The organism is Candidatus Cryptobacteroides sp. (assembly GCF_056207615.1).
Genome location: NZ_JBAEER010000036.1, coordinates 1 through 22038 on the forward strand (window position 1 = coordinate 1; position 22038 = coordinate 22038).

20 protein-coding genes are annotated in these 22038 nt (G+C 51.5%); 14 read left to right on the forward strand and 6 right to left on the reverse strand.

The features are described from left to right. Positions 1-412: 412 nt before the first annotated feature. Positions 413-3589 carry a S41 family peptidase gene (locus tag AC06ND_RS02145; protein ID WP_475677351.1) on the reverse strand — a complete coding sequence of 1059 codons (3177 nt, stop codon included), beginning with the start codon at positions 3587-3589 and terminating at the stop codon, positions 413-415. A gap of 161 nt (positions 3590-3750) precedes the next feature. On the opposite strand from AC06ND_RS02145, the gene AC06ND_RS02150 reads away from it, so the two are divergent. The 7 genes from AC06ND_RS02150 (at position 3751) to AC06ND_RS02180 (ending at position 12590) form a co-directional block, all read left to right on the forward strand. Next, entirely contained in the window at positions 3751-4533 is a 783-nt protein-coding gene (locus tag AC06ND_RS02150) for an acetylxylan esterase (RefSeq protein WP_475677352.1), read from the forward strand. A 12-nt stretch (positions 4534-4545) separates the two neighbouring features. Beyond that, complete coding sequence (locus tag AC06ND_RS02155; RefSeq protein WP_475677353.1) at positions 4546-5991, forward strand: family 43 glycosylhydrolase; 1446 nt, start codon at positions 4546-4548, stop codon at positions 5989-5991. Positions 5992-6139: 148 nt separating this feature from the next. After that, positions 6140-7024 carry an alpha-hydroxy acid oxidase gene (locus AC06ND_RS02160; RefSeq protein ID WP_475677354.1) on the forward strand — a complete coding sequence of 295 codons (885 nt, stop codon included), beginning with the start codon at positions 6140-6142 and terminating at the stop codon, positions 7022-7024. After that, positions 7024-7845 (forward strand): sugar phosphate isomerase/epimerase family protein, encoded by an 822-nt coding sequence (locus tag AC06ND_RS02165; RefSeq protein WP_475677355.1) that lies wholly within the window; start codon positions 7024-7026, stop codon positions 7843-7845. Before AC06ND_RS02160 ends, AC06ND_RS02165 begins: the two co-directional genes overlap by 1 nt. 47 nt (positions 7846-7892) lie before the next feature. After that, on the forward strand, positions 7893-10031 hold the full coding sequence (locus AC06ND_RS02170) for a hypothetical protein (RefSeq protein WP_475677356.1): 2139 nt from the start codon (positions 7893-7895) through the stop codon (positions 10029-10031). Positions 10032-10037: 6 nt separating this feature from the next. Continuing rightward, positions 10038-12275: a SpoIIE family protein phosphatase gene (locus tag AC06ND_RS02175; RefSeq protein WP_475677357.1), complete on the forward strand. Its 2238-nt coding sequence runs from the start codon at positions 10038-10040 to the stop codon at positions 12273-12275. Between the two features lie 12 nt (positions 12276-12287). Next, on the forward strand, positions 12288-12590 hold the full coding sequence (locus AC06ND_RS02180) for an STAS domain-containing protein (protein ID WP_475677358.1): 303 nt from the start codon (positions 12288-12290) through the stop codon (positions 12588-12590). Between the two features lie 5 nt (positions 12591-12595). Here the strand turns inward: AC06ND_RS02180 and AC06ND_RS02185 are convergent, their stop codons facing one another. The 4 genes from AC06ND_RS02185 to AC06ND_RS02200 all read right to left on the reverse strand — a co-directional run bounded on the left by AC06ND_RS02185 (position 12596) and on the right by AC06ND_RS02200 (position 16702). Beyond that, positions 12596-13690 (reverse strand): GTP pyrophosphokinase, encoded by a 1095-nt coding sequence (locus tag AC06ND_RS02185; RefSeq protein WP_475677359.1) that lies wholly within the window; start codon positions 13688-13690, stop codon positions 12596-12598. A gap of 20 nt (positions 13691-13710) precedes the next feature. Beyond that, positions 13711-14301 (reverse strand): HD domain-containing protein, encoded by a 591-nt coding sequence (locus tag AC06ND_RS02190; RefSeq protein ID WP_475677360.1) that lies wholly within the window; start codon positions 14299-14301, stop codon positions 13711-13713. A 22-nt stretch (positions 14302-14323) separates the two neighbouring features. Next, the gene (locus AC06ND_RS02195) at positions 14324-15172 is read right to left on the reverse strand and encodes a phosphotransferase (protein ID WP_475677361.1); all 849 of its coding nucleotides are present in this window, start codon (positions 15170-15172) and stop codon (positions 14324-14326) included. Positions 15173-15259: 87 nt separating this feature from the next. Continuing rightward, positions 15260-16702 (reverse strand): TrkH family potassium uptake protein, encoded by a 1443-nt coding sequence (locus AC06ND_RS02200; protein ID WP_475677362.1) that lies wholly within the window; start codon positions 16700-16702, stop codon positions 15260-15262. Between the two features lie 98 nt (positions 16703-16800). Between AC06ND_RS02200 and AC06ND_RS02205 the strand changes: the two genes are divergently transcribed. Beyond that, positions 16801-17727 carry a LysR family transcriptional regulator gene (locus AC06ND_RS02205; protein ID WP_475677363.1) on the forward strand — a complete coding sequence of 309 codons (927 nt, stop codon included), beginning with the start codon at positions 16801-16803 and terminating at the stop codon, positions 17725-17727. Between the two features lie 3 nt (positions 17728-17730). Beyond that, on the forward strand, positions 17731-18249 hold the full coding sequence (locus AC06ND_RS02210) for a hypothetical protein (RefSeq protein ID WP_475677364.1): 519 nt from the start codon (positions 17731-17733) through the stop codon (positions 18247-18249). An 11-nt stretch (positions 18250-18260) separates the two neighbouring features. Here the strand turns inward: AC06ND_RS02210 and AC06ND_RS02215 are convergent, their stop codons facing one another. After that, positions 18261-18488, reverse strand: coding sequence for a hypothetical protein (locus tag AC06ND_RS02215; protein ID WP_475677365.1), 228 nt, complete (start codon positions 18486-18488; stop codon positions 18261-18263). Positions 18489-18584: 96 nt separating this feature from the next. Here AC06ND_RS02215 and AC06ND_RS02220 point away from each other — a divergent pair, with 96 nt between their 5' ends. From AC06ND_RS02220 to AC06ND_RS02240, 5 genes are all read left to right on the forward strand, one after another. Next, positions 18585-19058 (forward strand): glutathione peroxidase, encoded by a 474-nt coding sequence (locus AC06ND_RS02220; RefSeq protein WP_475677366.1) that lies wholly within the window; start codon positions 18585-18587, stop codon positions 19056-19058. Then, positions 19058-19468 carry a MarR family winged helix-turn-helix transcriptional regulator gene (locus tag AC06ND_RS02225; protein WP_475677367.1) on the forward strand — a complete coding sequence of 137 codons (411 nt, stop codon included), beginning with the start codon at positions 19058-19060 and terminating at the stop codon, positions 19466-19468. The genes AC06ND_RS02220 and AC06ND_RS02225 overlap by 1 nt, the downstream gene beginning before the upstream one ends. 12 nt (positions 19469-19480) lie before the next feature. Continuing rightward, complete coding sequence (locus AC06ND_RS02230) at positions 19481-19675, forward strand: hypothetical protein (protein ID WP_475677368.1); 195 nt, start codon at positions 19481-19483, stop codon at positions 19673-19675. A gap of 185 nt (positions 19676-19860) precedes the next feature. Beyond that, positions 19861-21537: an amidohydrolase gene (locus AC06ND_RS02235; protein WP_475677369.1), complete on the forward strand. Its 1677-nt coding sequence runs from the start codon at positions 19861-19863 to the stop codon at positions 21535-21537. Positions 21538-21572: 35 nt separating this feature from the next. Further along, the coding region (locus tag AC06ND_RS02240) for a Rossmann-fold NAD(P)-binding domain-containing protein (protein ID WP_475677370.1) at positions 21573-22038 on the forward strand (466 nt) is incomplete at its 3' end.

Sequence of the window (22038 nt, forward strand, 5' to 3'; positions counted from 1 at the left end):
TACCGTATGCTTATCCTCCCATATGCCTCGCCCGGCGTAAAAAAATTGTGTTATAACTGATTATTTTTCGAAAATGCTCGGAGATTCATCGTTCCAGTTGCACTCAATGATTAGCTATGACGTCCATGCGGAGGCGCTTACAACAGAAAGAAGTCGCATGACGAGAATGTCGCCTGCGAGATGGCGTTCTGGATGGGGAAGTCCACGGATCCGGAAAAGCTTGCAGAGAGTCTCCGGGAGACCTCGGAGGAGATAGGCTGCTTTTCCTTCTAGGCAGTGTCAGCACTCCGCTCTCGTACTCGGCAGTGAAGCCGAGCATGAGCTGGGATGGGAAAGTCCAGGTCATCCTTGCCTAGCTCGACACCGTCCCTGCGGACGACCATCTCACGGTTATGAAGTGCGTAGAAGTTCATTATTTCAGCTGTGAAAGTACCTCCTTGATGGCGGCGTCGAGCTGAGGGTCCTTTCCCTCGAGACGATCCTTGAAGGTGTTCTTTACATAGATGTCAGGAGTGACTCCTATATGCTCGAGGTCTTCGCCGCTGATGCTGTAGCATCCCCATGCAGGCATACGGCAGGTCGATCCGTCGATGAGCCTTACGGATGAGGTGAAGATGATCCAGCGGTAGGTCTCTGTACCGACGAGCTTGGCGATTCCGAGGGTCTTGATTCCGTTCGAGGTGACCTCGGCGTCTGAAAGGCTATGCTCGTTCACGAGAACGACGATAGGCTTTCCTGCAGGTACGACGTTAGGGTGTGTTGTCTTGGGGAAGTCCCTGAACGACCACTGGAAATGCTCCTGCTGGCGGAGGAAGTCGATAACCTCCTTGTGGACGTTGCCGCCGTTGTTGTAGCGGAGGTCGAGGATGATCGCGTCCTTGTCGTCTGCATAGGTGTGCATGTCGAGGAGGAAGTTGTTGAGATCCTCGTCGCCCATTGCCTGCATGTGGAGATATGCGACCTTGCCGTCGGTCTTCTTCTCGACCATCTCGCGTCTCTGGTCCTCCCACTCGCGGTATTCGAGGCTGCGGATTGCTGACGGGCTGGTGGTGTGTACCTTGACCTCGTTCTCCTTTCCGCCGCGACGGAAGGTGAGTCTGAGCTCATCCATCTGGACGCTGCTGGTGAAGTATGATTCCCTGTTCACGGCATTGTCGACCTTCTCGCCGTTCACGGCAACGAGTACGTCGTTCTTCCTGATGTCGAGTCCATATTTATCCGCAGGGGAGTCAGGGATGATCCTCTCGACCTTGTATGGATCATCGGCAGAGAATACGATGCCGGTGAGGTAGGTGCGCATCCTGGTCTCAGTCCTTTCCTCAGAGCCGGTGGATGAGAATCCGAGGTGGGATGAGTTGAGCTCGCCGAGCATGTCTGCAAGGAGGGTGCGGAGATTGTCGCGTGTCCTTACATAAGGAAGGAGCGACGCGTAGTAATCGCGGACGGCCTTCCAGTCGGCGCCGTGGAAATTGACGTCATAGTAGTTCTGGTCGAGTGCGCCCCAGCATTCGTAGAACATCTGTGAGAACTCGTCGGCAAGTACCTTCTCGATATTTTTGTTTACATCTATCTTGCTTGCGCTGAGAGAATTAGGGTCAATCTTATAAAGTGATCCTCCGCTGATCGCGAAGAGCTCCTCATCGGAAGCGAAGAAACCGCCACCGTTGAATTCCTTGATGCGCTTAGGCTTCGCTTCCGGATCCTTCAGGTCGAGTGCGAAAGCTGCTCTCTGACCATTTGAATATGCACTGTAGAGAAGGAGTTCCTTGCCCTTTGCGGCGAACACGAAGAGGCCGTTCTGCGAGCCTTCGTAGTCGACTCTCTGCATCCTGCGGAAGATGTTGCTGAAGTCTATCTTCATCTCCTCCTTATCTTCTGTCTTGTCAGCATCCTTCTCAGGCTCTTCCTTCACGGCCTTGGCGTTCTTCTTTGAAGCTTTGCCGCCGTCCTTTGCCTCAGCCTTAGGCTCGTCCTTCTTTTCTTCCTCGAAGAGCTTGTCGTACTTGTCCGACTTGAAGGCGGTGTCGTACTTCTGGAGCGGAAGCTTATAGAGGTAGGTGGAGCCTCCGCGAGGGAAGGTAGTAGCCGTGAGGTTTGCGAGAAGATACATGTACTTTCCGTCAGGAGAGAAAACCATTCCGCCCTCGGACGACGCCGATGAGGTCATGTTGGTGAGCTTCTTGTCCTTGAACGAATATACATATATGTCGCTCTCGAATCTGTCCATTGCCTCGAATGCGAGGTAGCTGTCATCTGCGGAGAAACTGATGTCATAGCTCTGGTATGACCAGAATTCTGCGCTAGCGACCTCGAACACGTTGCCGCTCTCCATCTCGCATACCTTCACGGAGCTGTTGCCGTCAATGAAGGCGAGCTTGTCGCGCTTGTTGGATACGCTGAGTCCCTTGATGATGGCCATAGGCTCATATACTGCACTTTCGGCAGAGGAACCGTCGCCCGAAATCTTGTAGAGATTGATGTAGCCCTTATTGGTGCGGGTGTAGTAGATCGTCTTGTTGTCCTTGCTCCATTCAGCTTCGTTTACCCTCTCGTCGGAAGGGGTCTTGAGCTTGGTGAGATATTCGCACTTCGCGTCTGCGACATAGAGTTCGCCCCTTATCACGAGAGCGAACTTCTTGCCGTCGGGTGAAACGGACGCATAGGTAGGCTTCTGGTCTGAGAACGATCTTTTCACGGTCACTCCGCCTGCTGCAACGTTGATTTCCGGAATGCTGGTCTTGCCGCTCTTGAGGTCAAGGACGTTTATCTGATACTCCTTGAGGAACACGATGGCAGAGCCGTCTGCAGCGATGGAAGGGTACTGGATGGACTTGTCGAAGTTGGTGAGCTGCTCAGGCTTTCCGCCCTTGACATACTTCACGATGTTCGACTCCTGGTTGAATTCGTCGCTTACATAGTAGATGTTGCCGGACCTGTCAACCATAGGCCAGGTGTCCTTTCCTATATAGTCGGTGAGTTCCTTGTAGTCCTTGCTCTTTGGATTCCATGACTTGATGTTCGGGTTATGGTCACCGACATATCTCTTCCTGGTAGGGAAGCTGATGCTCTCCATTGACTCGTTGAAGAGGAATTCTCCGGTCTTGGGGTTCTCCACGAGGTTGACCACGGTGTTAAAGAAGCCGTCGAACATGAGCGAAGGAGTGCCTCCTGCTGCCGCCACCTTGAAGGTGGTCCTCCTTGCACTGCCTCTGGTGGACTCGAAATAGATGTACTTCGAATCGGCAGACCACGACACTGGGACGTCTCCGGCCTCATGGAAGGTCAGCTGACGCGCCTTTCCTCCATTGACGGAAACTACATAGACGTCGTTGTTGCCCTGGATGTCCGAACTGAACGCGATCCACTTGCCGTCCGGAGAGACTACGGGGTAGTTCTCGTTTCCTCCGAGCGAGATGAAGGTAGATGCCAGACCTCCTTCCACGGGGACGCAGCAGATGTCTCCGTCGTAGGAGAAGTATATCTTGCTGCCGTCAGGGGAGAGGGACGGATGATATGCAAAGCGGATAGGTTCAGCTGATGCGATCGCTCCGAGAAGGAGCATGGATGCTGCGAGGAGTATTCTTTTCATCGGATGTGTGATTCTTCTGTAATGTTTGGAATGCAAAGATATGAAATACTATGTATTGATGTGCAGGAGGTGGAATTTTGTGTGCCTTGTACCCCATTCCGTACGGGTTTCTGTCAAAATGAATTACATTTGCATATCTAAGGCTATTAACCAAACACATTATGTACACTAAACTCATCAAGCTTTCAGTAGCTGCCCTTGCGCTCAGCTTTGCCGTCGCTGCATCAGCACAGCCTCGCCGCGCTCCGGAAGTTATGCCGAACTTTGCACCTACCCCAGCGGCAGTGCAGAACGTGACCCATCCTACCTTGGATGACTATTTCACTCCAGTCTATCCTGCGACCAAGTCGAAGAAGCCTGTCTCAGTGGCTCCTACCACTCCGGACAAGGACGGTTTCATCCGCAGGTGGGCTCTTCTCGATCCTATCACCAAGCCTGAGCTCAGGAGCAACAATCTGTTCACCGACAGCTGGCTTCGCGAGGAGTTCGCAGTGGAGCATTTCCCTTACCAGCAGACCATGCTTCCCAAGGATGGCCAGAAGATAAAGCTCGACAAGAAGACAACTCTCACATGGCACTGCCTCGACAGCAAGAACTACAACGTGAAGCTCTATCGCTTCGCTACCGGTCTCGGACTCCGTCCTACCGAAGGCAAGTTCTTCGCCGTTACCGTGATCGAATGCGAGAAGGACATGACAGTCCGCATGGCAGTTGGATCTAACTCCGGCTCTATGTGGTGGGTTAATGGTGAGGAGGCACTCCTCCTTTCTAACGACCGCCGTATGGTTGTTGACGACGTCGTCTCAAAGAAGATCACTCTCCACGCGGGAAAGAACATCGTCCGTGGCGTTGTCATCAACGGTCCTGGTATGTCTGACTTCTGCGTTCGCTTCCTCGACGAGAAGGGCAAGCCTGTCACAAATATCAAAGTGTCTAACGAATAATCGCCTGTTATCATGAATACAAGAATTTCTCTTATGGCAGCAGCCATGATTGCCGGCTTCTCATTGTCAGCAAACGCACAGATCACCGGCGATATCTATGTACATGACCCATCTACCATCGTAAAGTGCGACGGTAAGTATTATACCTTCGGTACCGGCAGCGGCGGAAGTTGGTCTGAGGATGGCTACACCTGGCACAGCGGTGCTGTCCGCATCGGCGGCGGTGTTGCTCCGGACATCATCAAGATCGGCGACCGCTACCTCGTCTCATACTCTTCGAACTTCCCTGAGACCGAGGGTAGGACCAAGGGTAACATCATCAACATGTGGACCAAGACCCTTGACCACACTTCTCCTGATTTCGGATATTCAGACGCGATGCTCGTAGCATGGGCGGGCGCTGATGACGACTGCTGGGCAATCGACCCTGCATTCCTCATGGGCCCTGACGGACGCCTCTGGCTTTCTTATGGTACATACTTCGGCGCTATCCGCATCGTGGAGCTCGATCCTAAGACCGGAGACCGCATGCCTGGCAACGAGGCTGTGGATGTGGCTATCGATTGCGAGGCCACCGCACTCATGTACAGGAACGGCTGGTATTATCTCCTCGCAACCCACGGAACTTGCTGCGACGGAACCAACTCTACCTATAACATCGTCGTTGGTCGCTCACGCAATCCTCAGGGACCTTATGTTGACAACATCGGTCGCGACATGATGCAGGGCGGCGGTAAGATGGTCCTCTCTGCAGGTAACCGCGTCACCGGTCCTGGCCATTTCGGACAGACAATCGAGGACGAGGGTGTCGAGAAGATGTCTTGCCACTATGAGGCTGACTTCGACAGAAGCGGTCGTTTCGTCATCGGTATCCTTCCGCTTCTCTGGAAGAATGATTGGCCGGTAGCTGGCGATCCTTTCAAGGAGGGCACCTACGAGATCGAGTCACAGAGACGTGGCTACGCTCTCGAGCTTGGCGTCGACTTCGTGAGAATGCCTGGTAGGATGGCTGGCTTCGGCGGTCCTGTTGGCGAGAACGTGATCATCGAGGATCAGAAGCTCGAGGACGTCATCGGTGGATGGCCAGCTGGCAATATCGACATTCGTTGCTCCGACTATATGTTCCGTCCTAACCAGAAGTGGACTGTTACCGCAGTTCCTGAGTACGGTGGATACCTCGGACAGCCTTACTACAAGCTCACCATCCAGGGTACCGACCGCGCACTCGCTGCAACCGCTGACTGCGAGCTTACTTCAGTTCCTGAGTTCACCGGTGCTCCTGAGCAGCTCTGGAGAATCGACCAGAACGTTGATGGCACCTTCCGTATCATGCCAAAGGCTGTTCCTGGACACGAGGGTGAAAGCCTCGTTCTCTACACTACCGGTGACAGCTCAGTCGCTCTCGGTGCCTGGAACTTCAACGACGACAACTGCAAGTGGGATTTCCGCGACAGGTAGTCTGAACGACAGACAGGAGAACTCTCTGAGACATATTCTCCCGGAAGACGATAAATATGGGGCGATGGCGATTCTGCCATCGCCTTTTTTTGTATATTTGTATCTGACCCAGACTGTATGGGAAAGAATGAAATACCCCTGATCTACTATGGAATACACATCAAATTCAGACAAGCTGACACGTGACTATTTCGACTCCATGTTGCTGGAGCCCCGCTATCTTGACTCATGCATACCTTCGACTAAGCTCGAAATATATGGGCATGTCTTCGATACTCCTATCATGACGGCGGCGCTTTCGCATCTGTTCAATACTGTCCCCGACGGAATGAACGTGTACGCAAGGGGAGCGGCGCAGGCGAATGCCCTGCACTGGGTAGGAATGGGCGAAGCCGATGAGCTTGAAGAAGTGCTCGATACGGGAGCGAAGAGCATCAAGATCATCAAGCCACACGCGGACAATAAGCTCGTTTTCGAGAAGATTGAGCATGCCGTGAAGAGCGGATGCATTGCCGTGGGAATGGACATTGACCACCCTTTCACACCCGGGGGAGAATACGATATCTGCTGTGGATTCCCGTTGAAGAGCAAGTCGACGGAGGAACTTGCAGAATTCGTTCAGGCAGCAGGTGTGCCTTTCGTAGTGAAGGGCGTACTCAGCGTCAAGGATGCAGAAAAGTGCCTCAAGGCTGGCTGCAAGGGCATCGTGGTGTCCCATCATCATGGTATGATTCCTTATGCTGTACCTCCTCTGATGATGCTCGAAGACATAGTGAAGCTTGTCGGAACGGAGATGCCAGTCTTCGTGGACTGCGGAATCGCAAGCGGCGTCGATGCCTACAAGTGCCTCGCGCTCGGAGCTACGGCCGTTTCCGTGGGACGACATCTGATGGGCTTCCTCAAGGACGGCCCTGACGCTGTCGAGGCAAGAATAAGGCAGATGAATGCTGAACTCGCGGGCATCATGGCCAAGACGGGGGTCAGGAACCTCGGAGAATTCGATCCAAGTGTAATCCATAAAAGAAATTTCTGATGCTTCTCGGTGTATCGTCATCACTCAGCCATGAAACTCCTCAGGAGTGGGCTGCGAAACATATTGCATTAGGCCTCAGGTCTGTCAATTTCCCAGTCGACTATCTCGCTGGAGAAGATGTATTCATGGCCTACAAGAAGGCTGCAGACGAGGCTGGACTCGTGATCGCGGAGGTAGGCGTATGGCGTAATACCCTTGCTGCGGATCTCGGTGAGAGGAAGAAATGGACGGACTACGCGATCGGTCAGCTGCGTATGGCTGACGCCATCGGTGCCCGCTGCTGCGTGAACGTAATGGGAACTCCGTATGGCCCGCGATGGGACGGAGGATACAGGGACAATTTCAGTGAGGAGGCATGGAAGCTCTCGATTGCCAAGATTCGGGAAATCATAGATGCAGCAAACCCCAGGACCGCCAAGTTCAGCATCGAGTCCATGCCGTGGATGATACCGAGCAGTCCGGATGAGTATCTGCTTATGATGGAAGAGGTGGACCGTCCTCAGTTCGGAGCACACCTCGACGTCGTTAACATGATCACATCGCCACAGAGATATTTCTACAATGACGAGTTCCTCCACGAATGCTTCGACAAGCTGAAGGGAAGAATAGTGAGCTGCCATCTCAAGGATATCAGGCTTAAGGAAGAATATACATTCCAGCTCGAAGAGTGCGCATGCGGAGAGGGAAGCCTGGACCTTGAGCTCTACGCGAGGCTTGCGGAGGAAGAGAATCCTCAGATGCCTATGATCATCGAACATCTGGATTCTGACGAGGAGTACGAGGCCAGTGTGGCATACGTCAGGAGACATCTTGGTATCTAGCGAAATAGTTCCTAAATTGCAAAGATTTTATATTAAGGTACAGTCTTATGCCGTTTTCTGAATCACTTGCTGCCTATGGACATGTCTGGGCCATCCAGGCCGTTGTCCTCATAGCCTTGACCATTGCTGTCGTGTTCAGTTGGAAGCGTCTGATGAAGTACGTCGCAACCAATATGTTGAATATCGCCCTCGTAATCTGGGGCGTTGGCGTTGGTCTTTATTTACTCGGTTTCTCCTATGAGGGAACCGCTCGTAGCTTTCCGGCGCTCATCATCCGTGCGATGCAGGCTGCGTTGGGAATGTTCCTCTCCGAGAACGAGCTGATCGAGGTCTCGGAGCATTACAAGGAGAGCCCTGTGTACATGACCATATTTGCCGTGACTCACTTCAGCGCCCTTTTCCTCAGTGCCATACTCGTGTTCAATACCATAGGCTATAGACTCAGAAGCTCGTTCAAGCTCCTGGTAGAGTCCATCAGGTCCAGGGTACAGAAGAAGGATACCTATGTTTTCTTGGGTGTGAACTCGCCTTCCATGAGCCTTGCACAGGACATCAGGAAATCATACCCGGATGCAAGAATCATCTTCCTACAGCAGTCGAGGGAACATTCCATGGGAGAGAAACTGGAGGTGACTCAGCTGATCGACTCGGCTACAATGAGCAACCATGGCACTTCAGTTGAGGGCCTCGTCGATACGATCGATTCTGCCTTGCTCCTTTACGTGAACTCAGAATCTGCCCGCAGGGACAAGGGCAAGTACACAAAGCTCCGTCGCATACTCGAGTCGTCGAATATACTCTACCTGCACTTCTTCAGTGATGACGAGGACCAGAACATAACCCTTGCCGAGCTGTTCTTCAATGGACTCGGTCTTGATTTCAGCAAGGTCAAGACAGTTAAGTACTATGTCCTTGCCGGAGAGAGCGCGAAGAGACATTCTGTCGAGGAATTGATTGCTCTTCGTGGAGATGACGGAGGAAAGATAAAGACAATCTTCGTCGACCGTACGCAGCTGGCGGTAGCATCGCTCATGCATGACGTGGAGACGCACCCTGTCACGACTTATCCTGAAGACTCTATAGTCGATGGTCGCGTAGCAGGGGAGTTCAACGCATGGCAGCTGGGACTAGGCGGTACGGGAAAGGAGATGTTCCGTTTCTTCTATGAGTTCTCTTCTTTCATAGGAACTGACGACAATCCTGTCCGCAGACATATTACCATCTTCGACAGGGAACTCGATAAGATTGAGGGAAAGATGTTCCGCTCATGTCCGTCTTTCCTTGAATCCGGTAGCGTCGAATGCCTGCAGACAGAGATCGGCGGCATTGGATTCTGGAAGCGTCTGAGCGAAGCCGCGAATACCTTGAACTGTATCTGCGTTTCACTCGGAGATGACGAGAAGGACATCAACTGTGCGAGGGACCTCTATCGTCATCTGCTGCAATATCGAACGGCTCCGGTCGTGAATACGCGCATCTATGTCAGGGTGTATTCTCCGCAGTATGAGAGCCTGATGAAAGGACTTGCAAAGGAATATAACGATGGCAAGAGTGGAATAGAGATAGTCCCATTCGGTGGCATAAGCGATATCTTCAATACCAGGATCATCCTCAAGTCGGACGTCCTCGACGCCTTCAAGCAGTTCAACTATTGGTTCGACATGATAAGGGGACGAAATCAGGGTATGGACGCAGAGCAGTGCTGGAACAGTGATTTCTCCATATCGAAATACAAGGACAAGTACGTTGACCCGGTGGTGTCTCTTGACGAACTCCACAGGAGAAAGGACCAGTGTGCGTCCCAGACCTTCTATATCGGAACGCTTCTCTACCTCGCTGGCATAAGGCGGGGTGACAAGGATAGGCTTCTTGAGATCGCCGAGGTTACCGGCCAGAGGAAAGTCGATCATCTCGGATATGAGTATGCAGCACCTCGGACGGCGGAGTTACTCGATGTGCTCGTGAGGACCTCATATCTCAAGCAGTTGGCCCTCCACGAGTGTCTCGGTTATCGACCAGGTGATGAGGAGGCCATAAAGAAGGATCGCGGATCATCCGTGAAGATGAAGCTCTCCCAGTACTCGGTCCCATGGGACGAAGCTTCGGACAAGACCAAGCGAGTGGCCTATGCCGTGCTTGACACCAGCTTCACTCTCGCTAAGGATATAGTAAGCAAATATATGTAGTAAGCTATGTTTAAGAATTTGAAACTTGGATCGTTCGCGAACCTTGCCTTCTTTACCGTTGTCATAGGTACTATAGTCTTTACCATAGGCTTCGGTTCGACGATATATCTTGCGCGCCAGGAGGTGCAGGCAGAGACGGATCAGAAGGTCAATCAGGCAGTGACCCTCGTTCAGACCTATGTGGATGGACAGCTTCAGAGGGTTGAGGACGTGGCATATACTCTCCTTAGCAGCAAGTTCTCGTCAACAAAGAGAAATGAGGACGGGAAGGGGTTCGTGACCATCGACCCTAAGTCCTTCGTGCTTCCTTCTGAGGAGGAGGTCTTCGAAAGTCTCGAGCATTTCATGAATACAAACCCCCATATATGCGGTGTGGCCGTGGGTTTTGAACCATTCCTCTATACCGACACGAAGGGCGAGTATGGATTTGCGGCTTATGTGACCAACGTGAGCGGCAAGAACGAGAGGCTCAGTCTCGGAGAGATACATGATTTCCGTCAGAAGGAGTGGTACATGGAAGCCCGCAATACCAACAGCGCATACTGGAGCCGTCCTTTCGCCGAGACCAGTCAGGGTGAGGTCGTGGCATGCTTCAGTGTCCCTCTTCATGGGGTCGGGGACAGGATAGTCGGTGTGCTTGCTCTTGACATCAATACCGAGGCTTTCCGAAACAAGTGCGACGAGGTGACTCCTATCCAAGGCTCGGAAGTGTCTCTCGTTGACCGAGAGTTCAATGTGATATCCCATCCGAATCAGAACTACATACTCAAGAACATAGGCGAGATCGACCAGTATTCACTGTACCAGAGCTCGGACAGCCTCCGCGACAAGATGACCAAACATGAGAGCGGCCATTATCTCGTGAACAAGGGAACCAAGAGAGAGGCGATGTTCTATTTTGCCCCTATCGAACGTACCGGTTGGACCATCTCGATCGAGTGCCCAATCAGTGAGATCTACAGGAGCGTCAACCACATGAGGCGCACCACTTCCGTGATTGCTGCTCTCAGCATGCTCTTCATGCTGCTGTGCTTCGGTTTCCTCTTCAACCGTATCCAGAATGTGACGACTTCGAAGGCAGTGATCGACCGCGACCTTTCGATCGCTTCTGCAGTGCAGATGGGTATGCTTCCGAAGCTCTATCCGGCATTCCCGGAACGCAAGGATATCGATATCTACGGCTTCCTCAAGCCAGCGAAGACCGTCGGAGGTGACCTCTATGACTATTTCATACGCGATGGCAAACTTTTCTTCTGTATCGGTGACGTGAGCGGAAAGGGAGTGCCAGCGAGCCTTTTCATGGTGGTCGTAAGGTCTCTGTTCAGAAATATCTCGCTCCATACCGATGACCCTGCGGAGATCGTCTCGTCGCTCAATATCGCAATAGCCGAGAACAATACGCACAATATGTTCTGTACGATGTTCCTCGGAATTCTCGACCTCAGCAACGGTAAACTCGATTACTGCAACGCCGGTCATAACCCTCCTATCGTGAGAAGGATGATGGATAGGGGACACGTGGACGTCCATTATGCGACACCTAAGGTCAATGTCGCGGTCGGCGTGATCGACGGTTTCGAATACGAGAGTGAGCATACCGTCCTCGGTAAGGGTGACGCGATTTTCCTCTATACCGACGGCGTGACCGAGGCCGAGGATTCGAACAAGAATCTCTTCGGTGAGGAAGCCACCTTGAATGCTCTCTCACATGCACGCAGGAGCAATGCAAAGACTGTGAAGGACTATGTTGACCATGTGTATAAAATGGTCAAGGACTACGCCGGTAGCGCAGACCAGAGCGATGACATCACCATGCTCGTCATCGAGTACAAGGGTCTTCCGGTGCTCCATCTGAAGAACAATATCGAGAACGTTCCTAACCTCGCGGAGTGGCTGGAGATGCTGGCTTCCGAGGTGGACCTGCCGGAAGATAAGCTCTTCAATCTCCATCTCGCTATGGAAGAGGCGGTGGTGAATGTCATGAACTATGCATATCCTGGCAAGGAGGGAATGCCGGTTGACATCACCTGCAACATGATAGGCAACAGCTTGATCTTTGTCATCGATGATCAGGGCGTGCCTTTCGATCCGACGGCTCATGACGATCCGGATATAACCCTCGATGCCATGGACAGACCTGTGGGAGGACTCGGAATCATGCTGGTTCGCAAGATAATGGAAACAGTCAGCTACGAAAGGACCAGAGACGGTCACAACAGACTGACCCTTACTATGAATGTATAGAAATTGACAAATATGAATCTTCTTATCAACGACAACGGAAATGTGGTCACTGGCGTGCTCCAGGGCCGTCTTGACACTCTTGCTGCAACTCAGTTCGCAAAGGATATGGAACCACTTCTCGAGAAGGCTGACAAAGCCATAGTGCTCGATTGCAGCAGTCTCGAGTTCATCTCTTCTTCGGGACTGCGACTCTTTCTCACTCTCCGCAAGGCTGCCACCACCAAGGGCGGTAAGATCACCCTCAGGGGAGTGTCACCAAGCGTCAAGCAGGTGTTCACGATAACGGGTTTCAACACCCTTTTCGATTTCGAATAAGGCGCCTAGCTGCCTATCTGTACAGATTTTGCGTCGTCGAGGATGAGCTGAGCTCTTTCCTCGATGTCGTCTGAAGTCTGTCCTTCTATGACCTCGAGGAGCTTCTTGATTCCGAGCAAACCGGCACCGGCCTTGATTACCTTGATGTAGCATAGGTTCTGGACACCGATGCTGGACGAGATGATGTCGAGGTCTGTCCTTCCGAGCATTCTCGAAGCGAGTACGAAGGCATCGTCGCTGTATTCCTTGATCATCCTGTCAAGGTCTCCGAGAGTCTTGAGTCCGAGGAAGGTGAAGGCTGATAAGTACTGATCGAGCGGTGCGCTGAGTATCTCTGCCTGATTGACTGCGGCTATCCTCTTGTCGAGCTTGTCGAAAGGCTTGAGCTCGAGATAGCTGTGGAGCGAGTCTCCGTCGAGAGGGACCTCGTCGAACTTCCCGCCTTCCACGAGGCTCTGCACCTGACGCCTATAGTTGTTGATTGCCGTCCTGATATGGCTGAACTGCTCGTCGGCAAGCTCGAGCATGCCCGCAAGCCTGTAGAGATTCTTCAGATGCTCGCGAGGAATCTCGATGTCGGTCTTGTATCCTATGTCATGGTTTATGGTCGCCCATGCGTGCTGCAGGGCTGTCCTCATCTGGATCTCGAAACGAATCTCGTTGATCTCAGGGTGCTCTGGATCATAGTACATGTCCTTCGGTATCCTGCAGATATAGTGGAGGGAATTGTATCCGAAGCTGTCAAGCTCATGGCTCTTTCTCTTGTCCACGCTGTTCTCCCAGTCCACGTCGAAATACTTGTCCACGAGCGAAGATATCTTGTCCACGTCATCGGTGTAGAATGTGATGATACGGGCACCTACAAGGTCAGTGATGTCGTCCAGGGTCGCATACTTGTAGCCCTTCTTCGCCAGTTTTCCTGCAAGGCTCTTCTCCTCCTTAATCCTGGAGGCGACGCCGTCTACATACAGTCCGGCTTCCTTGACGCACTCGTTGAGCTTGCCAACCACGATTTCCTGTATCTTCCTGAGTGCAGGAAGTCTCTCGATGTAATCCTCCATCAGCATGGTGCAATGGAGATCCAGTCCGTAATCTTTCATTCTATCTATAGGTCTGAGTTTTACATTTCATGAAGGGGAGTCTGTTCCATAGGGAAAACCTCGTCTATGAGGCTTGAGAACTCCTTGAATGCTTCCGTGTCTTCGAGTTCCCTGAGCGCATCCCTGAGTCCCTGATAGTGCCAGATGTGGTCTGGCTTGCCGCCAGGTGCGTGGAACATGTCCCACACCTTGTCTCCTTTGACCCTGTAGTCCCTTGCGATACCGCGCATGTTGGAAAGCTTGTCTCCGAGTGCAGCAATCTTTGCCTCGCGGCTGGCATTTCGTATCTTGTCCATCGCCACCTTCTTCTGCGCTATCCAGTCTCCTTCCTCTGCGGCTACTGTGTCGACATAGACTATGTATGCGACCTTCTCACCGAACTCCCTGCGTATGTCATCCATGGTGATGCCGGTGTCCTCTACGGTGTCGTGGATGGCAGCGGCCGCAAGCACCTCCTTGTCGTTGGTCATCGTCGCGACAATGGACATGGCCTCGAGGCAATGTATGACGTATGGATATCCTTTGCAGCGTCTTTCTGTACCGGCATGGGCGTCTACGGCAAAGTGGATGGCCTTGTCGACAAATGAGGTATCAAGTGGAAGGTTTGCCATTTCTGTATCGGTTATAATCGTTCTAGAATCCGTAGTGTTCACGGAAAAGTTCATGGAATTTGTCGAGACTGCCCTTGAGGTTCCTCTCAATCAGCAGACATTTGACCATGGCGTAAGGGAAGATAAGATCATAGGCTTCGTCCTCGGTGAGCTTGCCGTCGAAATATGCATCCACGAAGTATTTCCAGAACTTCCTCGCGGTTGCTGCGCTCATGTGGAAGAACTCCCTGATGAAGGATTCGTCGTTGAGCACACAGCATATCAGCACCATTGAAAGGTCGAAATATGGATGGCCGATCGCGAACTCTCCGAGGTCGATGAAATATGACTCACCGTCCACCAGGAGAAGGTTCCCGAACTGAAGGTCTCCGTGTAGGGCAGTGTCTGTATCCGGAGTCGTGCGTATCACCTTGTCCATGAATTCTCTCTGCTGCTCTGTCCAATAATGGTTGTTTGCGAGCAGGCCGAGGTACTGGTCCTTCACTGATGGAAACGAACCGGCTGGGAGCTTGGTCGAGTGCAGCTTCCTGCACATGGACGCGAACATGCGGGCGTACTTCTCGACCTCTTCGGGATTGTTTCCTACCGCGCGTGCGTATGATACCTTATTGACTAGCCTGGTGAACTTGATTCCGTAGCGACCCTTTCCATCTGTGATGAAGCATCCCGGCTCGGGGGACGGAATCCCGGCGTCATGAACCTTCCTTGCATTCTCATACTCCATATAGACGACATCCGTGTCCGCGGAACTTCCGTAGAGCTTCACCATCAGGAGAGGATTGTTCTTGTGGTTGTAACTTTCTCCGTTGGCGCCTTCGCCCGAGCGCTCGTATTCGCTCATGTCTATGATTTCTGCATTGTATTCGGCCATGTTGCTGTGCTGTTTGTATGAATCATGTAAAGATAGTCATTCTCGGATTCATTCCCAAGCTCCGCGGCGCAGAATCATCGGCACATCCTATTCTTTCCAACGTCCGAATGCGAGAAGTATAGGGATGATTTCGAGTCGGCCGAGCAGCATCTCTGCCATGCTGGTGCACTTGAGAAGAGCAGGGAAGTCCGCATAGTTACCGACCGAGCTGACGTCGCCGAATCCGGGACCCACGTTTCCGACGCATGCGATGGACGCGCTCATCGCGGTGGTGAGGTCGAGGCCGCCGACTATGTTCACGAGCGTTCCGACGATGACTATCACGAGGTAGAGTACGATGAAGGTGTTGACGCTGCGTATCATGGATTCGCTGACCCAGCTGCCGTTCATCTTGATGCCGAGGATGGCGTGTGGACGCCTGATGCGGTAGAGCTCGTTCTTGCAGTTCTTCGCGACCATCAGCATCCTGTCGACCTTGATGCCGCCGGCGGTGGATCCGGAACATCCGCAGATCAGCGAGCAGACGACGAGTATGCCTTTGCCCAGGTTCGGCCAGACATTGGTGTCAGCGGTCGCGAATCCGGTTGTGGTGGTCAGGGATGCAACCTGGAACGCAGCAGGACGAAGGGCTGAGAAGAAACCTTCATACTTGCCGGTGAGCCAGAGGTCGGCCGTGAGTCCGAGAGTCGCAACGAGCATCATCAGAAGGTAGACCCTCGTGACCTCGAACCTTGCATGCTGCCTGTCCTTGGTGAAGAGCAGAGAGTATATCTGGATGAAGCTCACGCCCGATATGATCATGAAAATGATGAGCACTATCTCGGATGCGACATTGTCATACGCAGCGATGCTGGCGTTCTTGATGCAGAAACCGCAGGTGCTGCAGGTCGACATCGCGTTGGTGATCGCGTCGAACCAATCCATTCCGGTGATGCGGAGCGAGAAGGTACACAAGGCTGTGAGGGATGTATAGATGACGAGCATCATGCGTACGATGTTCTTGCCCCTGCGGGTGGTCTGGTCCGATGCGATGCTCGAGATTTCCGAGCCGGAGAGCGCAGACCTGTCATCATGGCTCTTGGAAACGAAGAGGGAGAAGACCGCGACTATACCGATTCCTCCTATCCATGAAGTCGCCATTCTCCAGAAAAGCAGTCCGGCTGGTACGGCTTCGATGTCGTCGAGTATGGATGCGCCGGTGGTGGTGAAGCCGGATACGCTTTCAAAGAGAGAATTGACGGGAGTGAATTCCTTGCCGAAGCAGAGGTATGGGAGCATTCCGAAGACGCAGGCGGCGAGCCATGAGAACACTACGACGTGGTATCCTTCTGCCTTGGAGACGTGCTTGCCGTGGCGGGTGAAGATGAGTGGGTATCCTCCGACGATGAAAGTTATGAATGCAGAATAGAGCAGGGGAATGAGACTCTCCCTGTCGTGCATTGCGAAGGCAACTAGTGCCGAAGCGAGCATAAGCGTGGCCACCATGACCAGCGTGAGTCCGACATATCTGAATATGATCTTTGTTCTCATTATTTTCGTTTTTTCATTTGCCGGGCACAAAAGTATGGCAGGCTTTTGCATTTATCAATCCAATAATTTTTATCTTTGCATTGATAAAATCTATTAAGATGACTTTACAGCAGTTGGAATATATCATCGCGGTCAATGAGTATCAGCACTTTGGCAAGGCAGCAGAAGCCTGCGGAGTGACTCAGCCGACCCTCAGCCTGATGATAAAGAAATTGGAGGAAGAACTCGATGTGCAGATCTTCGACAGAGAATCTCATCCGGTAAGGGCGACGGAAATCGGAAGGAAGGTGCTCGAAAAGGCAGGCGTGATTCTCTATGGAACCCGTCAGCTGGTCGAGGTTACCAAGTCCGAGAAGGAACTCGCGTCGGGTAATGTGAGCATTGCCATGATCTCCACAGTCGCTCCGGTGCTTACTCCTGGACTTTTCTCACATATAGGAAAGAACTATCCTGCGATACATCCACAGATACAGGAGATGCTCACAGGTACCATTATCGACAAGCTGAAGAAGGCAGAGATCGACATGGGTCTTCTCGTCTCTCCTGTCGATTCACCGGATCTTCTCGAGATTCCTATATATCATGAAAAGTTCCTGGCATACGTGTCTCCTACCAATGAGCTTTATCAGAAGGAAGAACTCACCTCGTCGAAGCTTCTGGACCACCCGATATGGATCATGAAAGACGGCCTCCGACAGTTTGACCGCTCAATGCTGGCACCTGGAGAGAGGTTCAGCTACGATAAGATGTACGAAGGAGGAAGGGCAGGAACGCTGATCTACATCGTGAATGAGATGGGCGGATTAACGATCGTTCCGGAGCTCCATAAGGGACTGATACTGCTGAGCATGCAGAAGCATCTGCGTCCAATCGTGAATCCTGTGGTTACCAGGAAGATTTCCCTCGTGATCAGGAAGGACTACATCCACGAGAAGATGCTCAATATCGTGATTGATGCGCTGAAGACGGTAATTCCGTACGAAAATCAAGAAGAGATGGTACGAAACGGACGAATAAAGATCTAGCCTATGGGAAGCATGAAAGAGAGTTCAGGCCTGAAGCCGGGCTGTGTAGTGACTTTGATGGATTCCAATGACAGGGGAATACTGCGTCATGTCCATAAGGACCATGTCGAGATAGAGATTGACGGCCTGCTGTTCACTGCGGGCTTGAATGATTTCATCGTGAACGATCCTGCGGAAGACCGCGAGCTGATGCGTAGAGCAGGTACTGCGAAGCCTATGAAGGAGAATGCGAAGAAAGTCTCCGTCAGCGTTCCGAGCGAGATAACCGTGGATCTTCACATAGAACGCATACCAGGTGGATTCGATGCGCCGGAAGGCTTCGAACTACCTTTCCAGATAGAATATTTCAAGAGGGTGATCCGTCAGAACCTCAAGTACAGGGGCATGAGAATAAACGTCGTACACGGGGTAGGCGACGGTATCCTTCGTGATGCTGTGAGAAAGGAACTTGATGAGGTGTTCGCCGTTTCCTGTACCTGGAATCCAGGAATTGCCGGCGTTACTGTTGTTACGATAAAGTAAGCCTTTCGAGCCTACATGGTACAGCTGCGGTTCTTGGCGAGTTCTCCGGCGAGGACCTCTCCGGCATGCTGCTCGCTGAATTCGCGGTTTATGTCCGCGAGCTCTCTCAGCCCGTATACATAGTCGTCATACATGTCTGCAAGGTCGATTCCTTCGCAGTCAATGTCTGCTCCGAGACATTCCTTGACAATCTGAGACCTTTCCTCGAAGGTCGTATCCTTGATGAGTAAGCTTTTCATATTCATGTATTTTCTTCTCCAAAGATAATGCAATTAAAATTATTTGTCTATATTTGCGGCATAAAATAATATTGTATACAATTAAAATAGGACGCTATGAAAATCTACGAGTTCGACGTGCTGGATATGAAGAAGAACAAGGTAAGCATGTCAAGATATGAAGGAAAGGTAATGCTGATCGTGAACACTGCCACCAGATGTGGCTTCACCCCACAGTACGATGGGCTCGAGAAACTTCATGAGCAGTATAACGCACAGGGTCTTGAGATCCTGGGCTTCCCTTGCAATCAGTTTGCACATCAGGCTCCTGAGAATGAGCAGGAGATTGCGTCTTTCTGCTCCCTCAAGTATAATGTGAACTTTACCCAGTTCGCGAAGATTGACGTCAACGGAGATAATGCACATCCTCTCTATGTCTGGCTCAAGCAGCAGAAGACAGGAACCTTCGGAAGCGCGATCAAGTGGAACTTCACCAAGTTCCTCGTTGACAGGCAGGGTAATGTCGTCGGCCGATTCGGCCCTATGACGACTCCTGAGAAACTCGAATCAGAAATCAAGAAATACCTCTAATGGATCCGCTCAAGCTCGAAAACCAGCTTTGCTTTCCACTCTATGTGGCTGCGAAGGAGGTCGTACGCAAGTACAGGCCTTTCCTTAACCCTCTCGGATTGACATATACCCAGTATATTGCCATGATGGTATTCTGGGAACATAAGAGCGTTACCGTCGGCAAGCTTGGCGAGATACTCCGCCTCGACAGCGGGACGCTTACTCCTATGCTCAAGAAGATGGAGGCGGCTGGACTTGTAAGGCGCAGCCGCGGATCGAAGGATGAGAGGGTAGTGGAAGTCACCATCACCGAGCAGGGCGAGGCTCTCAGGGAGAAGGCTGCGGATGTTCCTTTGAAGATGGCAAGCTGCGTGTCGATCAGCCCTGAGGAGGCCGTACAACTCTTAGCAATTCTCAAGAAACTCAACTAATATTTACACACTATGGAAGAAAAGAAAACTTACCCATGCGAAACTTGTCCAATGAGGGCAAAGCACGACAAGAACCCAAAATCGCTCGGAGGTAGAATCTGGCGCTGGCACATCAATTTCTGCCCAGGCTGGAAGGCATACTTCACTTCCCGCACTGAGGAAGAGAAAGCAGCCCTCCGTGCGAAGTACGACTTCAAGAAGTACTAGAATTTATTCGTCTTACGCCAATCCATCAAGGGTTGGCGTATGATGTATAGGAAAGATTGTGTAACTTTACGGAATCACATTTGATATTTACAAGAACGATGTTACAGAAAGTTTTTTTTAAGTGTCTGAGCGCTTCTGCGCTTGCGTTTACTTTTTCTGCGTGCAGCAGTAATATCCAGGCCGACATGGTCGTATACGGCAAGATATTCACTTCCGAGTCCGAGGAATTGGCCGAGGCGTTCGCGGTGAAGGATGGAAAGTACATCTTCGTCGGTGACAGCATCAGTGCACAGAAATATATTGGAGAGAATACTGAGATTATCAATCATACAGGTAAAGGAATGGTGATGGCCGGATGTACGGAGGGCCATGGACACTATCTCGTGGCAGGTTTCCAGCACAACTCGCCAACTACACTTGCTTTAAGTCCTAAGGACAGCAGTAAGGATATCCTGGAAAAACTTGTCAAGAAAGTGTCAGAAGTAAATCCTGGCTATGTATATGGTTTCGGCTGGAGTTATACTGATCTGGACAGAAACCATGACTTCCCGACCAAGAAGCAGCTTGATGCTATCGCTGCAGATATCCCAGTGTATCTTTCAGACCAGGAGGGACATAAGGGACTTGTCAACTCTTATAGTCTCAATCAATCCGGCATCCTTGATGAGAACGGTAAGGTTCGCGACGATTTCAAGTACAAGAGTTTCGTCGAAGTCGACAAGAATGGATACCCAACCGGCCTGCTAAGAGAGCAGGCAGGCACATACGTCCGCTCTCGTTCATGCGTTTCTGCTGATGGAGGAGATATTTGGGTCAAAGCCATCGATGACATTCAGCATCTGTTGAACTCAATGGGCTATACTGCAGTCTTCGAAGCATGGGGTAACCAGGTGGGTATGGGCCTTTTTGAGACTGCAAACAAAATGGACAAGCAGGATAAGCTTACTGTCGACATCGCCCTTTCATACGAGATTGAAAACATTAGCCCGGAAGAGACAGAGAAGGGAATTCAGGAGGCTATTGATTCCAAGAAGTACGCCAGCAAGCATGTGAATGCAAACGTCCTGAAGATGTTTGAGGATGGTACTGTTGAGACAGGAACAGGATACAATATGATACCTGCTGCCGATGGCAGCAACGGCAGGGCTATCTGGAGCGTGGAAGAACTTACTGACATCACTCTGAAAGCCAACAGGGCAGGTCTTATGGTCCATGTTCATACCATGGGTGACGGTGCCATCCATAATGTGATGGATGCTTATGAGAATGCATATAACGCAAACAAGAAAGAGCATTTCTCTCCTGAACCAGTACGCAACCAGATGGTTCACATGCGTACGGTAGCCCCTGAGGATTTCGATCGCCTGGCAGAATGTAACATCTTATGTGTCAGCGGTATTCATTGGCATTGGATGAATGAGTCAACATTGGAATACTTCAAGTCATCCAACGCGATGAACGAGAAATACTACAATGAGGCATATCCATACCAGTCATTCATCAATCATGGTATTCATACTACCATTCATACCGATTCCCCAGCTACTTCCGGCTCTCCTAGGGATCCATTCGGAATCATGCAGATTGCCTGCACAGGTGTTCTCGTAAATGATCAGGTTAATTGCCCGAACCCATTCGACACCAAGGAGTGCGTCCGCAACCGTGCAGATTTCCTCCGTTCACTCACCATCGAGGGCGCATATCAGTTCTGCCGGGAGAATGAGAGGGGCTCAATCGCTCCAGGCAAGTATGCAGACTTCATCCTTATCGACAAGGATGTGCTGACATGCGACGTCAACGAGCTCCACGATACGAAGGTCCTCAATACCTACTTCGAGGGCAAGTGCGTATATGAATTATAGTGCAGGTCTAATATCTGTGAAAAAACACTGAAACTATGAAAGCAATTCTAACCGGAGCTACCGGCTATGTGGGAGAGGGCGTGCTTCTGGCAATGCTCGATGACAGAAGGATAGAGAAGGTCCTGTCCATCGGCAGGCGCCCTTGTGGCCATACGCATGAGAGACTGGAGGAGCTGATCGTACCGGACCTGATGGACATCAAGGAAGGAGATCCGCGTCTCGAGGGCTATGATGTCTGCTTCTTTGCTGCAGGAATAACCTCTGTAGGCACTCCGAAGGATGTCTATGACCGCATATCGTTTGAAATACCTACCTATTTTGCCAGCATCATGCCGAACAAGGACCAGATGACCTTCATCTATGTTTCCGGAGCGGGCACGACCGACAAGGGAAAGCAGCACTGGCAGAAGGTGAAGAGCGCGACGGAGAATATCATCCTCCGAATGGGATTCAAGCATGCCTTCGGCTGGAGGCCTATGCTCATGCTCCCATACAAGGACC

What these genes read in the sequence shown, in the direction of transcription:
- AC06ND_RS02200 (WP_475677362.1), bottom strand. Translation starts at nt 16,702, where the DNA reads ATGAGAACAAAGATCATATTCAGATATGTCGGACTCACGCTGGTCATG.
- AC06ND_RS02165 (WP_475677355.1), top strand. Translation starts at nt 7,024, where the DNA reads ATGCTTCTCGGTGTATCGTCATCACTCAGCCATGAAACTCCTCAGGAG.
- AC06ND_RS02220 (WP_475677366.1), top strand. Translation starts at nt 18,585, where the DNA reads ATGAAAATCTACGAGTTCGACGTGCTGGATATGAAGAAGAACAAGGTA.
- AC06ND_RS02235 (WP_475677369.1), top strand. Translation starts at nt 19,861, where the DNA reads ATGGTCGTATACGGCAAGATATTCACTTCCGAGTCCGAGGAATTGGCC.
- AC06ND_RS02160 (WP_475677354.1), top strand. Translation starts at nt 6,140, where the DNA reads ATGGAATACACATCAAATTCAGACAAGCTGACACGTGACTATTTCGAC.
- AC06ND_RS02195 (WP_475677361.1), bottom strand. Translation starts at nt 15,172, where the DNA reads ATGGCCGAATACAATGCAGAAATCATAGACATGAGCGAATACGAGCGC.
- AC06ND_RS02205 (WP_475677363.1), top strand. Translation starts at nt 16,801, where the DNA reads ATGACTTTACAGCAGTTGGAATATATCATCGCGGTCAATGAGTATCAG.
- AC06ND_RS02215 (WP_475677365.1), bottom strand. Translation starts at nt 18,488, where the DNA reads ATGAAAAGCTTACTCATCAAGGATACGACCTTCGAGGAAAGGTCTCAG.
- AC06ND_RS02175 (WP_475677357.1), top strand. Translation starts at nt 10,038, where the DNA reads ATGTTTAAGAATTTGAAACTTGGATCGTTCGCGAACCTTGCCTTCTTT.
- AC06ND_RS02225 (WP_475677367.1), top strand. Translation starts at nt 19,058, where the DNA reads ATGGATCCGCTCAAGCTCGAAAACCAGCTTTGCTTTCCACTCTATGTG.
- AC06ND_RS02150 (WP_475677352.1), top strand. Translation starts at nt 3,751, where the DNA reads ATGTACACTAAACTCATCAAGCTTTCAGTAGCTGCCCTTGCGCTCAGC.
- AC06ND_RS02170 (WP_475677356.1), top strand. Translation starts at nt 7,893, where the DNA reads ATGCCGTTTTCTGAATCACTTGCTGCCTATGGACATGTCTGGGCCATC.
- AC06ND_RS02185 (WP_475677359.1), bottom strand. Translation starts at nt 13,690, where the DNA reads ATGAAAGATTACGGACTGGATCTCCATTGCACCATGCTGATGGAGGAT.
- AC06ND_RS02230 (WP_475677368.1), top strand. Translation starts at nt 19,481, where the DNA reads ATGGAAGAAAAGAAAACTTACCCATGCGAAACTTGTCCAATGAGGGCA.
- AC06ND_RS02155 (WP_475677353.1), top strand. Translation starts at nt 4,546, where the DNA reads ATGAATACAAGAATTTCTCTTATGGCAGCAGCCATGATTGCCGGCTTC.
- AC06ND_RS02145 (WP_475677351.1), bottom strand. Translation starts at nt 3,589, where the DNA reads ATGAAAAGAATACTCCTCGCAGCATCCATGCTCCTTCTCGGAGCGATC.
- AC06ND_RS02210 (WP_475677364.1), top strand. Translation starts at nt 17,731, where the DNA reads ATGGGAAGCATGAAAGAGAGTTCAGGCCTGAAGCCGGGCTGTGTAGTG.
- AC06ND_RS02190 (WP_475677360.1), bottom strand. Translation starts at nt 14,301, where the DNA reads ATGGCAAACCTTCCACTTGATACCTCATTTGTCGACAAGGCCATCCAC.
- AC06ND_RS02180 (WP_475677358.1), top strand. Translation starts at nt 12,288, where the DNA reads ATGAATCTTCTTATCAACGACAACGGAAATGTGGTCACTGGCGTGCTC.